This window comes from Pseudomonas sp. Sample_20 (genome assembly GCF_004307585.1).
GTDB classification, from domain to species: domain Bacteria; phylum Pseudomonadota; class Gammaproteobacteria; order Pseudomonadales; family Pseudomonadaceae; genus Aquipseudomonas; species Aquipseudomonas atacamensis.
Genome location: NZ_RCOA01000112.1, coordinates 12,137 through 29,862, shown reverse-complemented (window position 1 = coordinate 29,862; position 17,726 = coordinate 12,137). Strand labels below are relative to the sequence as shown.

The 17,726-nt window shown below is 59.5% G+C and carries 21 protein-coding genes; 11 read left to right on the top strand and 10 right to left on the bottom strand.

All coding sequences use genetic code 11. The annotated features are described in order from the left end of the window. The coding region (locus tag D8U70_RS22995; RefSeq protein WP_130929795.1) for a pyrimidine/purine nucleosidase domain-containing protein at positions 1–521 on the bottom strand (521 nt) is incomplete at its 3' end. A 222-nt stretch (positions 522–743) separates the two neighbouring features. On the opposite strand from D8U70_RS22995, the gene D8U70_RS22990 reads away from it, so the two are divergent. Next, positions 744–1,271 (top strand): DUF3087 domain-containing protein, encoded by a 528-nt coding sequence (locus D8U70_RS22990; protein ID WP_073471164.1) that lies wholly within the window; start codon positions 744–746, stop codon positions 1,269–1,271. On the opposite strand, the gene D8U70_RS22985 is transcribed toward D8U70_RS22990, so the two are convergent. Continuing rightward, a complete protein-coding gene (locus D8U70_RS22985) occupies positions 1,268–1,654 on the bottom strand; it encodes a DUF2784 domain-containing protein (RefSeq protein WP_130929794.1) in 387 nt (128 codons plus the stop codon). The genes D8U70_RS22990 and D8U70_RS22985 overlap by 4 nt on opposite strands. A gap of 129 nt (positions 1,655–1,783) precedes the next feature. Here D8U70_RS22985 and D8U70_RS27815 point away from each other — a divergent pair, with 129 nt between their 5' ends. Next, positions 1,784–1,927, top strand: a complete 144-nt coding sequence (locus tag D8U70_RS27815) for a hypothetical protein (RefSeq protein ID WP_024013238.1) — start codon at positions 1,784–1,786, stop codon at positions 1,925–1,927. Between the two features lie 44 nt (positions 1,928–1,971). On the opposite strand, the gene D8U70_RS22980 is transcribed toward D8U70_RS27815, so the two are convergent. Both D8U70_RS22980 and D8U70_RS22975 read right to left on the bottom strand, forming a co-directional pair. Then, the gene (locus tag D8U70_RS22980; RefSeq protein ID WP_130929793.1) at positions 1,972–2,244 is read right to left on the bottom strand and encodes a hypothetical protein; all 273 of its coding nucleotides are present in this window, start codon (positions 2,242–2,244) and stop codon (positions 1,972–1,974) included. A gap of 263 nt (positions 2,245–2,507) precedes the next feature. Further along, positions 2,508–3,188: an SOS response-associated peptidase family protein gene (locus tag D8U70_RS22975; RefSeq protein WP_122747731.1), complete on the bottom strand. Its 681-nt coding sequence runs from the start codon at positions 3,186–3,188 to the stop codon at positions 2,508–2,510. A 197-nt stretch (positions 3,189–3,385) separates the two neighbouring features. On the opposite strand from D8U70_RS22975, the gene D8U70_RS22970 reads away from it, so the two are divergent. After that, the gene (locus D8U70_RS22970; RefSeq protein ID WP_130929792.1) at positions 3,386–4,285 is read left to right on the top strand and encodes a polysaccharide deacetylase family protein; all 900 of its coding nucleotides are present in this window, start codon (positions 3,386–3,388) and stop codon (positions 4,283–4,285) included. Positions 4,286–4,390: 105 nt separating this feature from the next. Further along, positions 4,391–4,633: a DUF1652 domain-containing protein gene (locus tag D8U70_RS22965; RefSeq protein WP_016775073.1), complete on the top strand. Its 243-nt coding sequence runs from the start codon at positions 4,391–4,393 to the stop codon at positions 4,631–4,633. A gap of 3 nt (positions 4,634–4,636) precedes the next feature. Here D8U70_RS22965 and D8U70_RS22960 read toward each other — a convergent pair whose 3' ends face one another. After that, positions 4,637–4,999 carry an NUDIX hydrolase gene (locus tag D8U70_RS22960; protein WP_039763474.1) on the bottom strand — a complete coding sequence of 121 codons (363 nt, stop codon included), beginning with the start codon at positions 4,997–4,999 and terminating at the stop codon, positions 4,637–4,639. 218 nt (positions 5,000–5,217) lie between these two features. On the opposite strand from D8U70_RS22960, the gene D8U70_RS22955 reads away from it, so the two are divergent. Next, positions 5,218–5,415 (top strand): hypothetical protein, encoded by a 198-nt coding sequence (locus tag D8U70_RS22955; protein WP_024013234.1) that lies wholly within the window; start codon positions 5,218–5,220, stop codon positions 5,413–5,415. Positions 5,416–5,470: 55 nt separating this feature from the next. On the opposite strand, the gene D8U70_RS22950 is transcribed toward D8U70_RS22955, so the two are convergent. Further along, the gene (locus tag D8U70_RS22950; RefSeq protein ID WP_041480783.1) at positions 5,471–5,710 is read right to left on the bottom strand and encodes a hypothetical protein; all 240 of its coding nucleotides are present in this window, start codon (positions 5,708–5,710) and stop codon (positions 5,471–5,473) included. Between the two features lie 184 nt (positions 5,711–5,894). Here D8U70_RS22950 and D8U70_RS22945 point away from each other — a divergent pair, with 184 nt between their 5' ends. Together D8U70_RS22945 and D8U70_RS22940 are read left to right on the top strand one after the other, a co-directional pair. Continuing rightward, on the top strand, positions 5,895–6,230 hold the full coding sequence (locus D8U70_RS22945) for a hypothetical protein (protein ID WP_024013232.1): 336 nt from the start codon (positions 5,895–5,897) through the stop codon (positions 6,228–6,230). A 189-nt stretch (positions 6,231–6,419) separates the two neighbouring features. Beyond that, on the top strand, positions 6,420–7,064 hold the full coding sequence (locus tag D8U70_RS22940) for a DUF6338 family protein (protein WP_071172747.1): 645 nt from the start codon (positions 6,420–6,422) through the stop codon (positions 7,062–7,064). A 104-nt stretch (positions 7,065–7,168) separates the two neighbouring features. Here the strand turns inward: D8U70_RS22940 and D8U70_RS22935 are convergent, their stop codons facing one another. Next, positions 7,169–8,068 carry a LysR family transcriptional regulator gene (locus D8U70_RS22935; protein WP_016775066.1) on the bottom strand — a complete coding sequence of 300 codons (900 nt, stop codon included), beginning with the start codon at positions 8,066–8,068 and terminating at the stop codon, positions 7,169–7,171. A gap of 119 nt (positions 8,069–8,187) precedes the next feature. Here D8U70_RS22935 and D8U70_RS22930 point away from each other — a divergent pair, with 119 nt between their 5' ends. After that, positions 8,188–9,555: an MFS transporter gene (locus D8U70_RS22930; RefSeq protein ID WP_016775065.1), complete on the top strand. Its 1,368-nt coding sequence runs from the start codon at positions 8,188–8,190 to the stop codon at positions 9,553–9,555. 30 nt (positions 9,556–9,585) lie between these two features. Continuing rightward, the gene (locus tag D8U70_RS22925) at positions 9,586–10,860 is read left to right on the top strand and encodes a glucarate dehydratase family protein (RefSeq protein WP_130929791.1); all 1,275 of its coding nucleotides are present in this window, start codon (positions 9,586–9,588) and stop codon (positions 10,858–10,860) included. A 102-nt stretch (positions 10,861–10,962) separates the two neighbouring features. Here the strand turns inward: D8U70_RS22925 and D8U70_RS22920 are convergent, their stop codons facing one another. Continuing rightward, positions 10,963–11,847 carry a LysR substrate-binding domain-containing protein gene (locus tag D8U70_RS22920; protein ID WP_130929790.1) on the bottom strand — a complete coding sequence of 295 codons (885 nt, stop codon included), beginning with the start codon at positions 11,845–11,847 and terminating at the stop codon, positions 10,963–10,965. 157 nt (positions 11,848–12,004) lie between these two features. Between D8U70_RS22920 and D8U70_RS22915 the strand changes: the two genes are divergently transcribed. After that, positions 12,005–15,031, top strand: a complete 3,027-nt coding sequence (locus tag D8U70_RS22915; RefSeq protein WP_130929796.1) for an FAD-binding and (Fe-S)-binding domain-containing protein — start codon at positions 12,005–12,007, stop codon at positions 15,029–15,031. Here the strand turns inward: D8U70_RS22915 and D8U70_RS22910 are convergent. Both D8U70_RS22910 and D8U70_RS22905 read right to left on the bottom strand, forming a co-directional pair. Continuing rightward, positions 14,964–15,650, bottom strand: a complete 687-nt coding sequence (locus tag D8U70_RS22910; RefSeq protein ID WP_130929789.1) for a paraquat-inducible protein A — start codon at positions 15,648–15,650, stop codon at positions 14,964–14,966. The genes D8U70_RS22915 and D8U70_RS22910 overlap by 68 nt on opposite strands. After that, a complete protein-coding gene (locus tag D8U70_RS22905; RefSeq protein WP_110645622.1) occupies positions 15,647–16,243 on the bottom strand; it encodes a paraquat-inducible protein A in 597 nt (198 codons plus the stop codon). The genes D8U70_RS22910 and D8U70_RS22905 overlap by 4 nt, the downstream gene beginning before the upstream one ends. A 170-nt stretch (positions 16,244–16,413) precedes the next feature. On the opposite strand from D8U70_RS22905, the gene D8U70_RS22900 reads away from it, so the two are divergent. Then, on the top strand, positions 16,414–17,583 hold the full coding sequence (locus D8U70_RS22900) for a DUF1624 domain-containing protein (protein WP_130929788.1): 1,170 nt from the start codon (positions 16,414–16,416) through the stop codon (positions 17,581–17,583). Positions 17,584–17,726: the final 143 nt, after the last annotated feature.

Genomic DNA, 17,726 nt, shown 5'->3' with positions numbered 1-17,726 from the left:
TGGCCGACTTTCTTGGTGTATTTGTATTCTTCGGTGTTGATCGAGTGACCGCCCCAGCACACCACGATCTTCGGCTCAACGCCCGGGCGCAGGGTGCGCGCGTTGCGCAGCAGGTGGAACACGTAGTCGCTGATGCCTTGGGAATTGCTCAGGTCGATGCGCTGGCTGTCGAGTTCGTTCTCGGTGTAGACAATATCGCGCAGGGCGCTGAAGAGCATTTCGCGGGTGCTGGCGATCATCTCGCCGTCGACGAACGCGTCAGCCGGAGCGTTCAGCAGCTCCAGGCGTACACCGCGATCCTGTTGGTGAATGCGGATTTCGAAGTCCTTGTAGGCTTCGAGGATGGTCTTGGCATTGTCGACATGCGCGCCGGTGTTGAGGATGGCCAGGGCGCACTGGCGGAAGAGGGTATAGGTGCTGCCGGATCCGGCTTCGCTCAGTTGCTGGACTTCACGTTGAGAAAGGGTTTCCAGACTGCCTTTCGGACTGACCGAGGCATTGATTACGTGTCGTTGGGTCATGCAGTGATCCTTAAAACGATGTCATCCACAACGCAGCGGATGGCATCCGAATAGTGTGTATCCATGAATGAAGATGGCACGATCTGCGTTATACCGCCATGTCCCGTTGGACTTTGAAAAGATGAAAAGGAGCCCCAGCATAGCTAAAACCCGGTGCGATGCGATAATGCGCTGGCGAGTTTTTTCCGTTGCGCGTTTTGCCACTCAAGGAAGTCATTTTCGATGTTCGAGATTCAGCCGATGGACCCCGCTACCTTTCGTCAGCAGACCCGCCGCAGCACGATCATCATCGCCGTGCTGTTTCTGCTGCTGGCCATGCTGTTTTCGTCGGTTGCGGTGGCAGTGTTCGGTGAACCCGACGGGGATAACCTGCGTTTCAATGTCGGCGGCGTATTCGTGGCGTTTCTGCTGACGGCGGCGCTGTTGCGCGGGCGTTTCTGGCATCAGACCTGGATGGCCCCGGCGGTGTACAGCTGGCGCCTCAAGCGCAATCTGATGAGCATCACCAATGTCATGCATCAGGTGACAGCGGCGGTGCAGAACGACGATCCGACGGCGATGAAGGTGTTGCGTTTCTATCACCTCGGATTGCTGCAAATGCATGAGCTGGACGGCAACTCCAGCGATCACGGACAACTGCGTGACGAAGTCGAACAGCACAAGGCGCGGATGCAGGCGCAGGGACTTGATTGTGACCAGCCACGCTTCGATCCGCAGTGGCTGGAAACGTTGAAACCGGCCTCGCGTTAAAACGGAATGCGCCGGGCCCGGCGCAGTTTCCACGAGCGCAGCAGTTGTGCGTACACCAACAGGTTGACCGCCAGTACCACGCTGCCGAGGGCCAGTTGAATCTGCGGCGTCAGACCGGCCGGGTAGATGATCGGCCAGATGTAATGCTCAATGAAGCCGCCGGCGTATTCGGTCTGCCCGGCCGCGTGGCGCATGAGGTTTTCCCAGTAGGTCAACGGACAGGTCAGGTGCAATACCTCGACCGCCACGCCCCATGCGGCCGCGGGCAAGTGCAACCACATCAATCGTGGCCAGCGCAGCACCAGCAGCCCGCCGAACAGCACGAACAAGATGAAACACAAGTGAAACAGCACCAGCCCGTCGGCGGCGATTCGGTAAAGCATGGCGTCTTCCTGACGTAAGGGTGGATGGCGCTATGGTACGCCGCGCGGGACAAAATTCCTTGGTGAATCTGGGCGCGCAAAAGTGTTCTACCCTTTAACGATCATCAACTGTTCTGAGGGGAGGTGCACATGGCAACTGAGCAAACGCGTGCGGAAGATGATGAGCCAACAGAAGAAGAAATCGAGCGGCAAAAGAGGCAGGAAAAAACCTGGAAGCACGATGACAGCCGCGAGCTGTCGGACCGCGATCAGGAGCGTCCGCTGAAACCTTGAACAACCCATACGAAGAGCCCCGCAGCAGCGGGGCTCTTCGCGTTTCAGAGGTCTGCCAGCTGCGTGAAGTCCGGGTAGGTCGCGCGATACCCCAACGTTCGATCGATCCACGCATTGAGCTCATTGACCATCACCGGCGGATGACCGGGGTAACCCTCGAGGGTGCTGCGCAGGGTGAGTTCGATATCGGGCACGCTGTGCAGGTTTCGGGTCTTGATGTAATGGCCGATAAAACAGTCGAGTTCCAGGCGTTCTGTCTTGGACAGATGGACACACTTCAGGCCGCTGACCTGTTTGATTGCAAAATCGTCGCTCACTTATTTCTCTGCAAGGCTTGAAAGTTGTTGATGGATTCCTGATTTCTTTGACTCTTTGGTCAACTGGTATACCAATCGGAAAGGCGGCGCGCATGCTATCCGCAGCGCGGGAAAATGTATGTATGACTGTCGAAATGTCTGACAGGCGGTTGATTCGCTCAAACGGCTGTTTTACGGGGGATGTATCGCGCTTGAAACACTTTTTGTAACGCAGGGGACTCAGTGGCGGCGTTGCTTGATTAACGCAAGAATGGCCGGATTATTTAGTCGACTCGTTCTATCAATTGCGCACCCTGATTACGCGTATTGCCGACCGCTTTGCCGACTTTGTACCATTCGAAGGCCTCACTGGGCTCGCCTTCAAACAGCAGCATCTGCTCGGCGCGTTCCAGTGGCGTAGCCGGATCAAGCCATTCCCGAGCTCGCGCCGAATCGAAGACCACTGGGCGTCGATCGTGAATATCGAGCAGGCCGCCCAGGCTGTCAGCGGTGATGATGACGAACCCGTCGTCCTCCCTTGGCGCAACCCCCGGTGCCGGAAACTGGCCGATACCGGCGCAGAAGACCGGAGCCTGATCCGCCCGACGAATCAACCAGGGCTGTCGGGATTTTTCCCCGCTATCAACCCACTCAAACCAATTGTCGACCGGCACGATCAGCCGCTGCCGCCAGATCGCCCGGAAGAACGCGCCGTGGGCGACTTTCTCTACCCGAGCGTTGATAGGTGGGGCACGATTTTTGGCCCAATGCGGGCGCCAGCCCCAGCGCAGATTGTCGGCATGAATGGCCTGTTCGTGCTGATGCAGAACCGCCAGCGCAGTGGTGGGCGCTGCGTTGTAGCGATCCAGTGGCGCATCGCCGACGTGATTGATCAACGCATCCGGGATGCTCAGCACCGCAACGAAATCGTGAATCCCCCGGTACTGCGTGAGTCTTCCGCACATGGATGAAATCTCCTTGAGGAAATTTGAGTCTAGTCGGACCTGCCAATGTGCCGGCCGATGACGCACTGAAACCAGCACCGGAACCAAACCCTGTGTACCTTATCCAACCTGCGCTCGCGGATAGCCGCGCAGGGATGGGCAAAGGCGAGGGAGGTTTGCCATTCGACAACACCACGGCCGCGGCCTCAGGGCAAGACATGACATCCGGATGCAAAGTTCTTTGTGCTGCGCTCATCGCGCTCGGTCTGGCCGGCTGCATCGCCGCGCCGATCGACATGACCACGCAAACCAAAACGCGCCTGATGGCCCAGGCCTCCGTACGTTTTCTGCTGACGTTCGATGATGGCCCAAGTGCTTCAGGATGGTGGAATCCCACGGCCACGGTGCTCGACAGCCTCAAAAGCAATCCGCTGCAGGCAAATATCAAAGCCGTGTTTTTCGTGCAGACCCGAGCACCCAGGGCAGGCAACAGCGAGATCGGTCGCAGCCTGATGCGTCGTGAACACGCCGAGGGGCATATTCTCGCTTTCCACACCGCGACTCATTGGCACACCAACCATCGCTCGCTCGACCCGCAAGAACTGGAGCAGTCGCTGACCGATGGCAGTGCTGACATCGCCGCTATCACCGGGGCGCAGCCCAAGCTGTTGCGCCCACCGTTCTGGAACTACGACAAGCGCACATTTGCGGCCTATCAAAAACACGGCTTGCATGTCTTGCTCACGGACATGAGTGCCAACGACGGCAAGATCTGGGGCTTCAACGCCAGCCCTCGGCGTCGGGCGAATATGCTGCGGCAGTTATCGGAAGTGCGCGAGCGCATCGCCGTGGGTCAATTGCCGACCGTGGATGGCGTGATCCCGGTCGTGGTGACGTTCCATGACCTCAATCGCTACACCGCGCGCCACACTCGCGAATATCTGCAGATTCTGCTCGATAGCGCGGCGGCGACCGGGGTCAGACTGGCGGACAAGCCGTTCTACGACAATCAGGCCGCACTGGAAAAAGCTGCGTTGGCGCGTACGGTTCAGCAAAGCGCTGAGCCGGTGAATCTGCCCGGAATGTGGAACTGGATCTGGGATCACGACGCGCATTGAATGGCATGAGTGAGTTGTGATCGGCTTGGCATTCTCGAGCGGGCAGTAAACACACCGTGGGTCTATGCTCGATGGATCGATTCTCCGCCTGCGAGGCGCCCGTCCATGCTTGCCATTGCCGATATCTGCCGGATCGTCGAGTCAGGCTTCCCCACGTTCAAGTGTGATTGCACACCGACCGGACAAGGTCTGTTGCGGATCAAGGTGTATGAGCCGGGCAGTGGGCGTGTCGAGTTGTTGCTTGACGGCGTTTCTCCCGAGCATCTGGTGACGATTCGCGATATTTCCAATTTCATCGGTGAGTTGCGAACGGAAATCAGCGCCGGTCGCCGGGCGTTCGCCGGCTGATTGTCATAAACGGCGTTGGAAGGCCTGCACGATGCGCCGTGTCGCGTCATTGGTTTCAAGATTGTGCACGGCATCGAGCGGGTACCAGATGCAATCGACGATTTCGTTCTGCGGGCGCACGTCGTCGATGTTGACCACCGAAGCCTCGTACACATGATGCCGCGTACTGCCCGCCTGAAAATCCATCAGGTACAGGACGTCCTCAGCATTGAGCCCGGTTTCCTCCTGCAACTCGCGCACGGCTGCCGCCGCACGGGTTTCCCCGGGTTCGACCTTGCCGCCGGGCAATGACCAATGATGGCGGGGTTTGCGTACCAGGAGGATATGGCGATCCTGTTCGCAAATGACGGTGGCGCGTACTTTCATGATTGCCCTGTTGATGCGTGTCATAAATCTGTAATCAATCTGCAATATTCGAGCCGCAAGCGGATTTAAAGGTTCCCTCTTGATTCGGAGCCATTTGCGTAGCAAAAAGTGCCAGTGAATTGACATGTGCCAGGGCGAATCCGGTTTACACCGCAGCGGGGAGCGGGTGTAAGGTAAGCCCGTACACCGAAAACACCGTTGACGAAATGGAGGTGCTCATGAGCATTCCAATGCTGAACAAGCTGCACATGAACGGTTATGACGTGCTCAGCGTCAACAACGGCCCATGGCGGGTTTGCACTCAGGGCGACCGGTTGGCGTCATTCACCAGCAGAGAGGAGGCGATGGCCTATGCGGCGGCGCTTCCTGGTTACAAGCAACGCGCCAAGCGGGTGCAAAGCCAGAACGTGAGTTGATGCGTTATAACGAAAGAGCCCCGGTTTCGACCGGGGCTTCTGTTTGGATCAGAAGTCAGTGCACCTTGATTCGGCTGATGGTCCGGGCTTTTACCTCCTTGGCATAGATCTGCAATCTCTCTTCGTCGCTTTGCAGGATTTCGCACGACCGCAACACGGTCTGGGCGTCTGCCTCGTTGCCGGATTTACGCAGTTGTTCAGCGATGCGCTTGAGATCGACCGCCGACCATCTCAGGTCCGACGCCACGCTTTGCAAATCCCGTTGAAGTTCGTGTTCGTATTCATTGAGCCGCATGATCACCTCCAGAACATTCTCGGTAGAAAAGAGTAGTCGCATTTTTCCACCTGGGGCCAGGCCATCTGACGCCCGGCTGAACCGATGTAAAAAATTGTCCAAACCCCGGTAACGGCGGGGTGCCACGATGGATGTGCACGCCGTTAAACGGTACATTCACGTTTTTTCGGAACAGGTAAACAGCATGCGCGTATGGATCGGCACTTTGGCACTGGCCCTGTTGACGGGTTGCTCGTTACCAGCATCGCTGGTGCCGGGCGAGCCAAACCTCAGCAAGACCAGTGACAAGCCTCCCAAGGAATATGCCGCGTGTTTGTTACCGTTGTGGCAGAAGGACGTGGCCAAGACTTCGCAGACGTCGATTTCCAACGGCTACCGGATTACCGCGCCGAGCATTATCACGGCGGATGAGATTCTCGATATCGTCAAATACAAGGACGGCAGCAAGGTGTCCCTCTACCAAGGGCCGCCTTGGGCCAAGTCCGGATCGCTGCGCCAATCGGTGCGTGACTGCCTGTAACCGGGCGCCCGGATCTCAAAAAAGGCAGACACCGAAGTTCGGTGTCTGCCTTTTTTCATTGGATGGAGACTCCAATCAAACGCTCGCAATGAGCTGTGACAGTTGCCCGCGAGGCGCAGCAGGATCCTTGACTAGGCTTTGAATGTCGGCCCGTGACGGGATCGGCATGACTGAAAGGAGTCTCGGATCATGGATGATCTGGTCAAGGACATCATTCCGCTGTTGCAGTATCTCATCCCAGGTTTTCTATCGACCTGGATCTTCTATTCACTTACGGCATTCAAGCGACCGGATACGTTCGGCCAGATCGTGCAGGCGCTGATATTCACATTTGTGATTCAGGGCGCGGTGTTGGCGGTGGGCAACCTATGTTTGTGGATTGGCTCGAAGGGTTTTTCATTAGGAAACTGGGATGATCGGGCGCAAACGCTCTGGGCATTTGTGTTTTCGCTGATGCTGGGTTTGTTTGCCTGTTACCTGGCTACGAGTGACAAATTGCACGGCTGGTTACGTAAGCGAAACGTCACGAAACAATCTTCTTTCCCCAGTGAATGGTTCTGCGCTTTCGCCCAACATGAGCGCTTCATAACTCTGCATTTGAACGATGAAAGGCGCGTATTTGGCTGGCCGGTCGAGTGGCCACGGGAATCATCCAATGGTCAGTTCATCATGAAATATCCGCGTTGGCTCACGGATGATGGCCAACCTGCATCTATTGGCGCGGAGTTTTTGTTGATAGATTCCGCGAAAGTCAAATGGGTCGAGTTCAGCCCAGTATCAGAGGGATCAACATGCCAACTGCCAGAGCACCACAACCCATGCCAAAGCATTTAGAGCGACTCTTTGTCGGGCCGGACGGAAAAATGCTGGACGTGCCCTTGATCAAAGGCCCCAGTGCGCCGCCGCCTCTGAAACCACGGTCTAGACGATAAACTTCTTCAGCCCCAACCCTGCACCACCGCCCGGCGAATCGCCTCCAGCAACATCGCGAACGCCGGGTTGTCATTGTTCTCACGCCAGATCAGATGCAGTTCGCTTTGCACCCCTTCGCCCAGATCGATCTCGCGAAACACCACATTCCTGAACACCACGCTGGTCGCGCAACGTGGAACCAGCGCCAGACCCATGCCAGCGTTGACCAGCGCCAGAATCGTCAGCGACGAGCCCAGCCACTGCACGTAATCCGGCGCCACCCGCGCTGAGCGCAGCGTGCCGGTCAACAGTTCGTTGAACGGCGGATAGGCTTCATGGGAGTACATCAGGAACGGTTGTTTATCCAGATCAGCCACTGACACCTCAGCTGCATTGGCCAACCGATGCCCGCTCGGCACCGCCAGCACAAATGGTTCGCGCACCAGGCATTCGGTGGCATAGCCCGGTTCCTGCAATGGCGCGCGGGCAATGCCCAGGTCGATACGACGAGCGCGCAAGGCCTCGTGCTGCTGATAGGTATTCATCTCTGCCAGATCGATTTTCACCTGAGGCTGTTTAAGCCGCGCTTCGGCGATCACCTTGGGCAGAAATTCATATACCGCGCTGCCGACGAACGCGATGTTCACCGAGCCAATGTCGCCCTCGGCAAACCGGCGTGCGGTGATCGCTGCTTGCTGGGCGCGCTCCAGCAGATTCTGCGCTTCAACGAAAAACGCCCGGCCCGCCGCCGTCAGCGCAACGCTTCGGGTGCTGCGGGTAAACAATTCGACGCCAAGGTGATGCTCCAGCAGCTGAATCTGCCGACTCAGTGGCGGCTGGGTCATGTTCAGGCGCTCGGCGGCGCGGCGAAAGTTGAGTTCGGTGGCGACCGTGGTGAAACAGCGCAGTTGGGTGAGCTCGAACATTGATCTAATCCGGGTATCAATCGAATGCCTGTTTAGATTAGACGGGATCAATGCGCGACGTCCATGATCGGCTCATTGCTTCAAGTCATCCCTAAAAAAACAAGATCGGGAGTCGCCCCTTGAAAACCCTCCAGAGTCCGCCGGACATCACGGTGCTCGCCCGCGCCGCCGCCAAGGTCAAACGCCACGTGCTGCCGCTATTCGTGGTGATGTTCATCGTCAATTACATCGACCGGGTCAACATTGGTTTCGTGCGCAGCCATCTGGAAACCGATCTGGGTATCGGCGCAGCGGCGTACGGACTTGGCGCCGGGCTGTTTTTCATCGGTTACGCACTGTTCGAAGTGCCGTCGAACATGCTGTTGCAGCGCTACGGCGCGCGGGTCTGGCTGACGCGGATCATGTTCACCTGGGGCGCTGCGGCCATGGCCATGGCGTTTGTTCAGGGCGAAACCAGTTTCTACGTGCTGCGCTTTATTCTCGGTGCGGCCGAGGCCGGGTTTTTCCCGGGGATCATTTATTACTTCACCCAATGGCTGCCAGCGTCCGAGCGCGGCAAAACCATGGCGGTGTTTCTCAGCGGCTCAGCGATTGCCTCGGTGATTTCCGGCCCGGTGTCCGGTGCGCTGTTGCATATCAGCGGATTGGGCATGCACGGTTGGCAGTGGATGTTTCTCATCGAGGGCGCGGCTTCGGTGGTGTTGTGCGCATTCGTCTGGTTCTGGCTGCAATCGCACCCGCGCCAAGCCAAGTGGCTGAGCGAGGAAGAGCGAGACGCACTGGTCGCGGCGATTGCCGAGGAGCAGCGCGCTCGCGAAGCGGTACAAGTCGCCAAGCCGTCGATGTTCAAGCTGTTGGCTGACCGACAGATCGCGCTGTTCTGCTTCATCTATTTTTCCATTGCCCTGACCATTTACGGCGCGACGTTCTGGTTGCCGAGCATGATCAAGAAGATGGGTAACCTCGGAGATTTCCAGGTCGGGCTGCTCAATTCGATTCCGTGGATCATTTCGATTGTCGCCATGTATGGCTTCGCAGCGATGGCCGGCAAATGGAAATTCCAGCAGGCCTGGGTCGCGCTGACCTTGGTGATCGCGGCGGTCGGCATGTTCATGTCGACCACTGGCGGGCCGGTGTTTGCCTTCGTCGCCATCTGCTTCGCCGCTATCGGTTTCAAAGCAGCGTCGGCGCTGTTCTGGCCGATTCCGCAAAGCTATCTGGACGCGCGTATCGCTGCGGCGGTGATCGCGCTGATCAACTCCATCGGCAACCTTGGCGGCTTCGTCGCGCCGACCGCGTTCGGCATTCTCGAACAAACCACCGGCTCCATCGAGGGCGGCCTGTATGGCCTGGCGGCGACATCGCTGATCGCCGCCGTGGTGATCTTCTTCGCCCGCACGGCGCCTGGCGCCAAAGGTAAAACCCCGGCAAAGCCAAGTGACGAAGCAGCCGCTGTGGCGCCGGCTCGTCCGGCTGCGAGCCACTGAATCGATTGTTGATCTGTCAGGAGCGTTATCTTGAAAATCACCCGTGTCAGCGTCACCCCGATTGCCTTCCGCGATCCGCCACTGCTCAACGCCAGTGGCATCCACGAACCCTTTGCCCTGCGCTCGATCATCGAAATCGAGAGTGACAACGGCTACATCGGCCTCGGCGAAAGCTACGGCGATGCCCCGGCGCTGGCGATCCAGCAACAATTGCAGAGCCAATTGATCGGCCTTGATCCGTTCAACCTCAATCAGTTGCGCGCGATCGTGCAGGCCACCGTGGCGGCGAATAAACCCGCCAGCGTCGCTGGCGCCGAACTGGCCCCCGGTTCCCACGCCAGCAAAGCAGTGAGCAATGCCTACTCGGCATTCGAAGTAGCGTTTCTTGATTTGCAGGCGCGCTACCTGAACGTGCCGCTGGTGGACCTGCTCGGCGGGGCGATCCGCGATGAAGTGCCGTTCAGCGCTTACCTGTTTTTCAAGTACGCCGAGCATATCGACTCCCCCTACAAACCGGACAACTGGGGCGAGGCGCTGAGCGAGCAACAGATCGTCGCGCAGGCAGCGCGGATGATCGAAGCGTACGGATTCAAGAGCATCAAGCTCAAGGCGGGCACCTTGCCGCCGGAGCATGAAGTGGCTTGCATCAAGGCACTGAAAAAAGCCTTTCCGGGATTGCCGCTGCGCATCGACCCGAACGGCAATTGGTCGCTGGAGACGGCGATTCGCATGGCCGAACTGCTCGGCGATGACCTGCAGTATTACGAAGACCCGACCCCGGGGCTTGATGGCATGGCTGAACTGCACAAGCGCACCGGTCTGCCCTTGGCGACCAATATGGTGGTCACTGATTTCGACGAGTTCCGCCGCAGCATTGCGCAGAACAGCGTGCAGATCGTCCTCGCCGACCACCATTACTGGGGTGGCCTGCGGGATACGCAGACGCTGGCGAAAATGTGCGACGTGTTCGGCCTCGGCGTGTCGATGCATTCCAACTCGCACCTGGGCATCAGCCTGATGGCCATGGCGCATGTCGCGGCGGCAGTGCCGAATCTGGATTACGCCTGCGACACCCATTACCCGTGGCAGGAGCCGGACGAGGAAGTGATCAAGGGCGGCAAGCTGCCGATTGTCGATGGCTGCGTGAAGATCACTCGCGCTCCGGGGTTGGGGTTGGAGCTGGATCATGAGCAACTGGCCAGGCTGCATGATCAGTACCTGACGTGCGGGATTCGCCAGAGGGATGATGTGCGGCAGATGCAGCGGTACAAGGCGGATTGGCGGGCGGTCAAACCGAGGTTTTGAGGTCGTTGCAACCGGCCTCTTCGCGAGCAGGCTCGCTCCCACACATGGCATACATTTTCCTGTGGGAGCGAGCCTGCTCGCGAATGGCCGCGACGCGATCCTTCAGAGGGTATCAATCAGCCAATCTCTGAACGCCTTCAACGAAGGCAAATTCTCATTGCGCGGCGGGTACACCAGGTAATAGCTGCGTCGGCTGGTAATTGGCTCTCCCAGTTGCAGCAATTCGCCCTTGAGCAATTCCTCCTCGACGAGAATCCGCGGCACCAGGCCGACGCCGATATTGGCGCGTACTGCCTGAATCAAGTGCGAGGTCATTTCGAAGCTCGGCCCGATCCGCATGCTGCGATGCGCCAGTTGGTGATGGCTGAACCATTCCGCCCATGCCTGGGCATTGCTGCTGACGTTGAGCAGCAACTGCCCGGCCATGTGCCGCTCGGCCTCGTCGCGTTCAGTCGCCGACAGCTGCGCGCTGGCAATCGCCACCAGTTCTTCGGTGTGCAGGGGCAGGGCGGTCAGGCCTGGCCACTCCCCGCCGCCGACACAGATGGCGGCGTCGATTTCGCTGGTGTCGAAATCGATGGTTTCGATTCGCGAATGCAAGTGCACGGTCATGCCCGGGTGCGCCGTGTAGAAATCCTTCAACCGTGGCAGCAGCCATTTCGAACCGAAGGTTGGCAGCGTCGCCAGGCGCAGGCTATGGATGCCCGAACCAAACGCCATCGCCTGCAAGGTTGCGCTGCGAATCTGCCCGAGGGCTTCGCTGAGTTCGCGCTGATACATGCGCCCGACATCCGTCAGCACCACCTGCCGGCCTTCGCGGCTGAACAAGCGCATGCCGAGCATCTTCTCGAGAATCTGTACCTGACGGCTGACCGCGCTCTGCGTCAGTGACAGCTCATGGGCGGCGCGGGTGTAGCTCTCGTGGCGAGCGGCGGCCTCGAAAGCCAGCAGCAGCGACATGGACGGTGTGAGGGTGCGCGGGTTCATTCGTAAAACTCATCGATAGCGGGTCGAAATTACGCTTGTTCCATGGCTGGCCAGCAATGAACATGGGCGCAATCAGATGGCGGAGCCTGACGCAATCATTCCTTGCGCACAACTGTTCACCGCCACACAGCCCGATTTGACCGAGATGACCCGACCGATGATTGCCCAGCTGTCGCCCGCCAAAGCCTTGACCAGCGATTACCAACGATTTCTCGCCGCCCTGAAAAACAGCGGTTTTCGCGGTGAAATCAGCGCTGATTACGCCAGCCGCGTGGTGCTCGCGACCGACAACTCGATCTATCAGCGCTTGCCGCAAGCGGCGGTGTTTCCGCTGGACGCCGAAGACGTTGCACGTGTGGCGCGGCTGATTGCCGAACCGGCGTACGAGAAAGTGGTGATCACCCCGCGTGGCGGTGGCACCGGCACCAACGGCCAATCGCTGACGGATGGCATCGTCGTCGATCTGTCGCGGCACATGAATCGCATTCTGGAAATCAACGTTGAACAGCGCTGGGTGCGGGTGCAGGCCGGGGTGGTCAAGGACCAGCTCAACGCCGCGCTGAAGTCCGCCGGGCTGTTTTTTGCTCCGGAACTGTCGACCTCGAACCGCGCCACGGTCGGCGGCATGATCAACACCGACGCCAGCGGCCAGGGCAGTTGCACCTACGGCAAGACCCGCGACCATGTGCTGGAACTTGAAATGATCCTGCGCGGCGGCGAGCGTCTGCACGGCCTGCCGCTGGCCGAGGATGAGCTTGCAGCGCAGTGCGCCCGCGATGATCGCGTCGGCGAAGTCTATCGTTGTGCGCGGCAGATCATTGATGAACAGGGCGAGCTGATCAAGGCACGCTTTCCCGATCTCAACCGCTGCCTGACCGGTTATGACCTGGCGCATCTGCGTGAGGCCGACCAGCGCTTCAACCTCAACAGCGTGCTGTGTGGCGCTGAGGGCTCGCTGGGCTTCGTCGTCGAAGCGCGGTTGAACGTATTGCCGATTCCCAAGCACACGATGCTGGTCAACATCCGCTACGCCGGGTTCATGGATGCCTTGCGTGATGCGCGGGCGTTGATGGCGCTCAAGCCGTTGTCGATTGAAACCGTCGACTCCAAGGTCTTGCTGCTGGCGATGCAGGACATCGTCTGGCACGGCGTTGCCGAATATTTTCCGGAAAACGCTGAGCGGCCGACTCTGGGCATCAATCTGGTCGAGTTCTGCGGTGACGATCCCGAAGATCTGCAACGCCGCGTCGAAGCGTTCCTCGAACATCTGCAAAACGACCGCACCGTGGAGCGCCTGGGGCATACGCTGGCGGTTGGTCAGGCAGCGGTGAACAAGGTCTATGGCATGCGCAAACGGGCGGTGGGCCTGCTCGGCAACGTCGCCGGTGAAGCCCGCCCGCAGCCTTTCGTTGAAGACACCGCCGTGCCGCCGCAGCATTTGGCCGAATACATCGCCGAACTGCGCGACCTGCTCGACAGCCACGGCTTGCAGTACGGCATGTTCGGCCATGTCGACGCCGGCGTACTGCACGTGCGGCCGATCCTCGACATGAAAGACCCGCAACAAGCGGCGCTGGTTCGTCCGGTGTCCGATGGCGTAGCGGCGCTGACTCAGCGCTACGGCGGTCTGCTCTGGGGCGAGCATGGCAAGGGCCTGCGTTCGGAATACGCGCCGGCATTCTTCGGCGAGTTGTACCCGGCGCTGCAAGCCTTGAAAGCCGCGTTCGACCCGTTCAACCAGTTCAATCCGGGCAAAATCGCCACGCCGGCCAACAGCGGATCGGCACTGCTGAAGATCGACGAAGTGACCCTGCGCGGCGAGCTGGATCGGCAGATCGACGAGAAAGTCTGGCAAAGCTACGGCGCGGCCATGCATTGCAATGGCAACGGCGCCTGCTACAACTTCGATCCTGATGACGCCATGTGCCCGTCGTGGAAAGCCACCCGCGAACGCGCGCAATCGCCCAAGGGCCGCGCCTCGCTAATTCGCGAATGGCTGCGGTTGCAGGGCGAGGCAGGTGTCGACGTACTCTCGGATGCGATTCGTAAACCGGCGTTTTTCAGCACGCTGTGGCAGCGCTGGCGCAACAGTCGCGATCCATCGGCGGATTTTTCCCATGAGGTGTACGACGCCATGGCCGGTTGCCTGGCCTGTAAATCCTGCGCGGGGCAGTGCCCGGTGAAGGTCAACGTGCCGGAATTCCGCTCGCGTTTTCTCGAGCTGTATCACAGTCGTTATCTGCGTCCGGCACGGGATTACCTGATTGCCTCGCTGGAATACACCATTCCATACATGGCGCGGGTACCGGCGCTTTATAACGGTCTGATGGGTGCTGGCTGGGTGCGTGGCGCGCTGGCGCGGATCGGTGGCATGGTCGATGTGCCGCTGCTCAGCCGTTTCGATTTCCATGCGGGGATGCGCCGTTGGCAGGTGCAGCCGGCAACCGTCGCAACGTTGTCGGCGCTGACCCCGAAGCAACGCGAACGCAGCGTGGTCATCGTGCAGGACGCCTTCACCCGCTACTTCGAGGCGCCGCTGCTGGCTGATCTGGTCGAGCTGATTTCGCGCCTGGGTTATCAGGTCTATCTCGCGCCGTTCAGCGCCAACGGCAAGCCGCTGCACGTGCAGGGCTTTCTCTCGGCGTTCAATCGGGCGGCGTTGCGTAACGCCGGGCAGTTGCAGGCGCTGGCGCAGACCGGCGTGCCGCTGCTGGGGCTGGATCCGGCGATGACTCTGGTCTATCGCCAGGAATACCTGAAAGTACCGGGCCTGAATGAGTGCCCAGAAGTAGCGCTGGTGCAGGAGTGGTTACTCAAGGTCATGCCAGAACGGACGCCTGAGGCTCAGCCGAAAGCGTTCCGTCTGCTCGCCCATTGCACGGAGAAAACCAACGCGCCGGCCGCGACCCGCCAGTGGGAACAGGTCTTTGAACGTGCCGGTCTGAAGCTGGCCACGCAAGCCACCGGTTGCTGCGGCATGTCCGGCACCTACGGCCACGAAGCACGTAATCGCCAGACCTCGGCAGTCATTTACGAGCAGTCGTGGGCGCGTCAGGTGCAGGCTCCGGCGGAGCAGGGCGAGGCGTTGGCGACCGGCTACTCCTGCCGCAGCCAGGTCAAGCGCCAGTCGGATCTGGCGCTGCGCCATCCGTTGCAGGTGCTGCTCCAGACGCTACGTCGCTGACCGTGTCGCTGGTGTCCCTGTCCCAGATCAGGCGCGGGTCGAAACTCATCGCCGCGAGCATGGTGAACACCACGACCAGGCCGAAGAACAGGATGCCCGGTCGTGGCTCGATATCGCCCAGCGCCTGGAACTTCACCAGCGCCGCGACCAGCGCGACCACCAGCACATCGAGCATCGACCAGTAGCCGATCAGTTCGACGAAGCGGTACAGCTTCGAACGCTCCCTGCGCGCCCAATCGCTGTTGCGCTGCACGGTGACGAGCAGCAAGGTCAGGGCGACGAATTTGACCCCCGGGACCGCGATGCTGGCGATGAAAATGATCAGGGCAATGTCCCACGCTCCGGCCTCCCAGAACTCCAGCACGCCACTCATGATCGTGCTGTCGGCGCCGTTGCCGAGCATCACCGTATTCATCACCGGCAGCAGATTGGCCGGGATATAAAAGGCCAGGGCGGCGAGCATATACGCCCAGGTGCGCGTCAGCGAATTGGTCTTGCGCCGATGCAAAGGCGCATCACAGCGTGGGCATTCGTGTGGCTCGTCGGTCATATCGCAGGCCAGGCCACAGCTGTGGCACAGGCACAGGTTAAGTTCGCTGGCGGTCGGTGGACGCTTCATAAAATGTCCCAGAGTTCGCGGATGTCACGGCCGGCAATGCGGATCATCATCAGGCTCAGCACCGCCAGGGCGAACAGGCCGATCCCCGGCAGCACATCGAGCAGGCCGGCGAGTTTGAACACCGCGACCATCGCCCCCAGCAGGCACACCTCGAGCATGCTCCACGGGCGCAGGGTTTCCAGCCAGCGCATGCACAGATTGAACCCCGGTGCCCGGCGCAGGCCGAGGGCAAAACTCAACACCCAGATCAACAACACCAACTGAAATGCCGGGGCAATGATGATTGCGATCGCCGCGACCATCGCGATAAAGGTGATCGGTCCCTGGCTCAGCGCGAGCACCGAATCCCATAGGGTTGCGCTGTTTTTCATGCCTTTGAGGCTGATGCTCATCACCGGATAGAAATTGGCGAACAGCCACAGCATCGCGGCCGTGAACGTCAGCGCCAGACGCTGCTCGATGGTCAGGCCGTTGAAGCGCTGCAGCACGCCACCGCAGCGCACGCACAGGGTTTTCTGGTGTTTGCCGAGCACGACTTTCTCGTACACGCAATCACAGTGCTCGCAGATGATCAGGTGTTCGGTATTGACCATGGACAGCGCTCAAGGGCAGGGCGGACCTGTTCACTATAGAAGGCTGGCGCTGATGGGCAACTTCGATGCTGGATGTTTGGGTTTTGTTTTTCTGGTGTTATAAGGTAACGCGAAATTTGCGGGCGGCGTTGTGGCTGTCCGGTGGTATTCCTCTCGATTGCGAAAGACCCATGACCCCTGTGCTTCCCCGTTCTGCCCCATTGACGACTGGCCGGCTGCTGTCCATTGATGCGCTCAGAGGCCTGGTGATCCTGTTCATGCTGCTCGATCACGTGCGCGAAACCTTCCTGTTGCACCGACAGGTCTCCGATCCGATGGACATCGCCAGCACCGAGCCGGTGCTGTTTTTCAGCCGCACTCTGGCGCATCTGTGTGCGCCGGTGTTTGTCTTGCTGACCGGTTTGTCGGCATGGCTCTACGGCGAAAAATACGCCGGCAAAGCCGATGTCAGCGCATTTCTGTTCAAACGCGGATTGTTCCTCGTGGCGCTGGAGTTCACCTTGGTCAACTTCGCCTGGACGTTCCAGTTGCCGCCGAGCGTGATTTACCTGCAAGTGATCTGGGCGATCGGCCTGAGCATGATCGCGCTGGCGCTGCTGGTCTGGTTGCCACGTGCGCTGCTGCTGACGCTGAGCGTGGCGATCATCGCCGGGCACAACCTGCTCGACGCAGTGCATTTCCCGGCCGAGTCGGCGCTGCATGTGCCTTGGGCGATTCTGCATGATCGAGGCTGGATCGAGATCAGCGAAACCCTGCGCCTGCGCACCTCGTACCCGCTGCTGCCGTGGATTGGTGTAATCGGCCTGGGCTATGCGCTCGGGCCGTGGTTTGCTCGCGGCATGGACGCGGCGGTGCGTCAGCGTCGTTTGCTGATTGCCGGGGTCGCTGGTTTGCTGGGCTTTGTGGCGCTGCGCTTGATCAATGGCTACGGCGAAAAACCGTGGGCGATCAGCGATTCGCTGGTGCAGACACTGATGAGTTTTTTCAATATCACCAAATACCCGCCATCGCTGCTGTTCATCGCGCTGACTGTGAGCGTGGGGCTGTTGCTGTTGCTCGCCTTTGAGCGCGTGCAGAGTCGCCGCTGGATTGGCTGGCTGACGGTGTTCGGCTCGGCACGGATGTTTTTCTATCTGCTGCACTTGTATGTGTTGAAGGTGTTGTACCTGATCGGTGTGGCGCTGTTCGGCCTGAATCAGGGCAGCTATTTCGGCTTTTCGACGGTGACGGCGGTGTGGCTGGCGGCGGTGGTTCTTGCCGTGGTGCTGTTCCCGGCAGTGCGCTGGTTCTCTGCATTGAAAGCGCGGCGCCGCGACATCAGCTGGCTGAAATATCTGTAAATTGCGAGGAATTGTGGGAGTGAGCTTGCTCACGAAAGCGGTGAATCAGTCGGTATAAATGCTGGCTGATGCACCGCCATCGCTGGCAAGCCAGCTCCCACAGGGTTCTATGGTGTTTGCTGTATCAGTGTCCACCGCAGTAT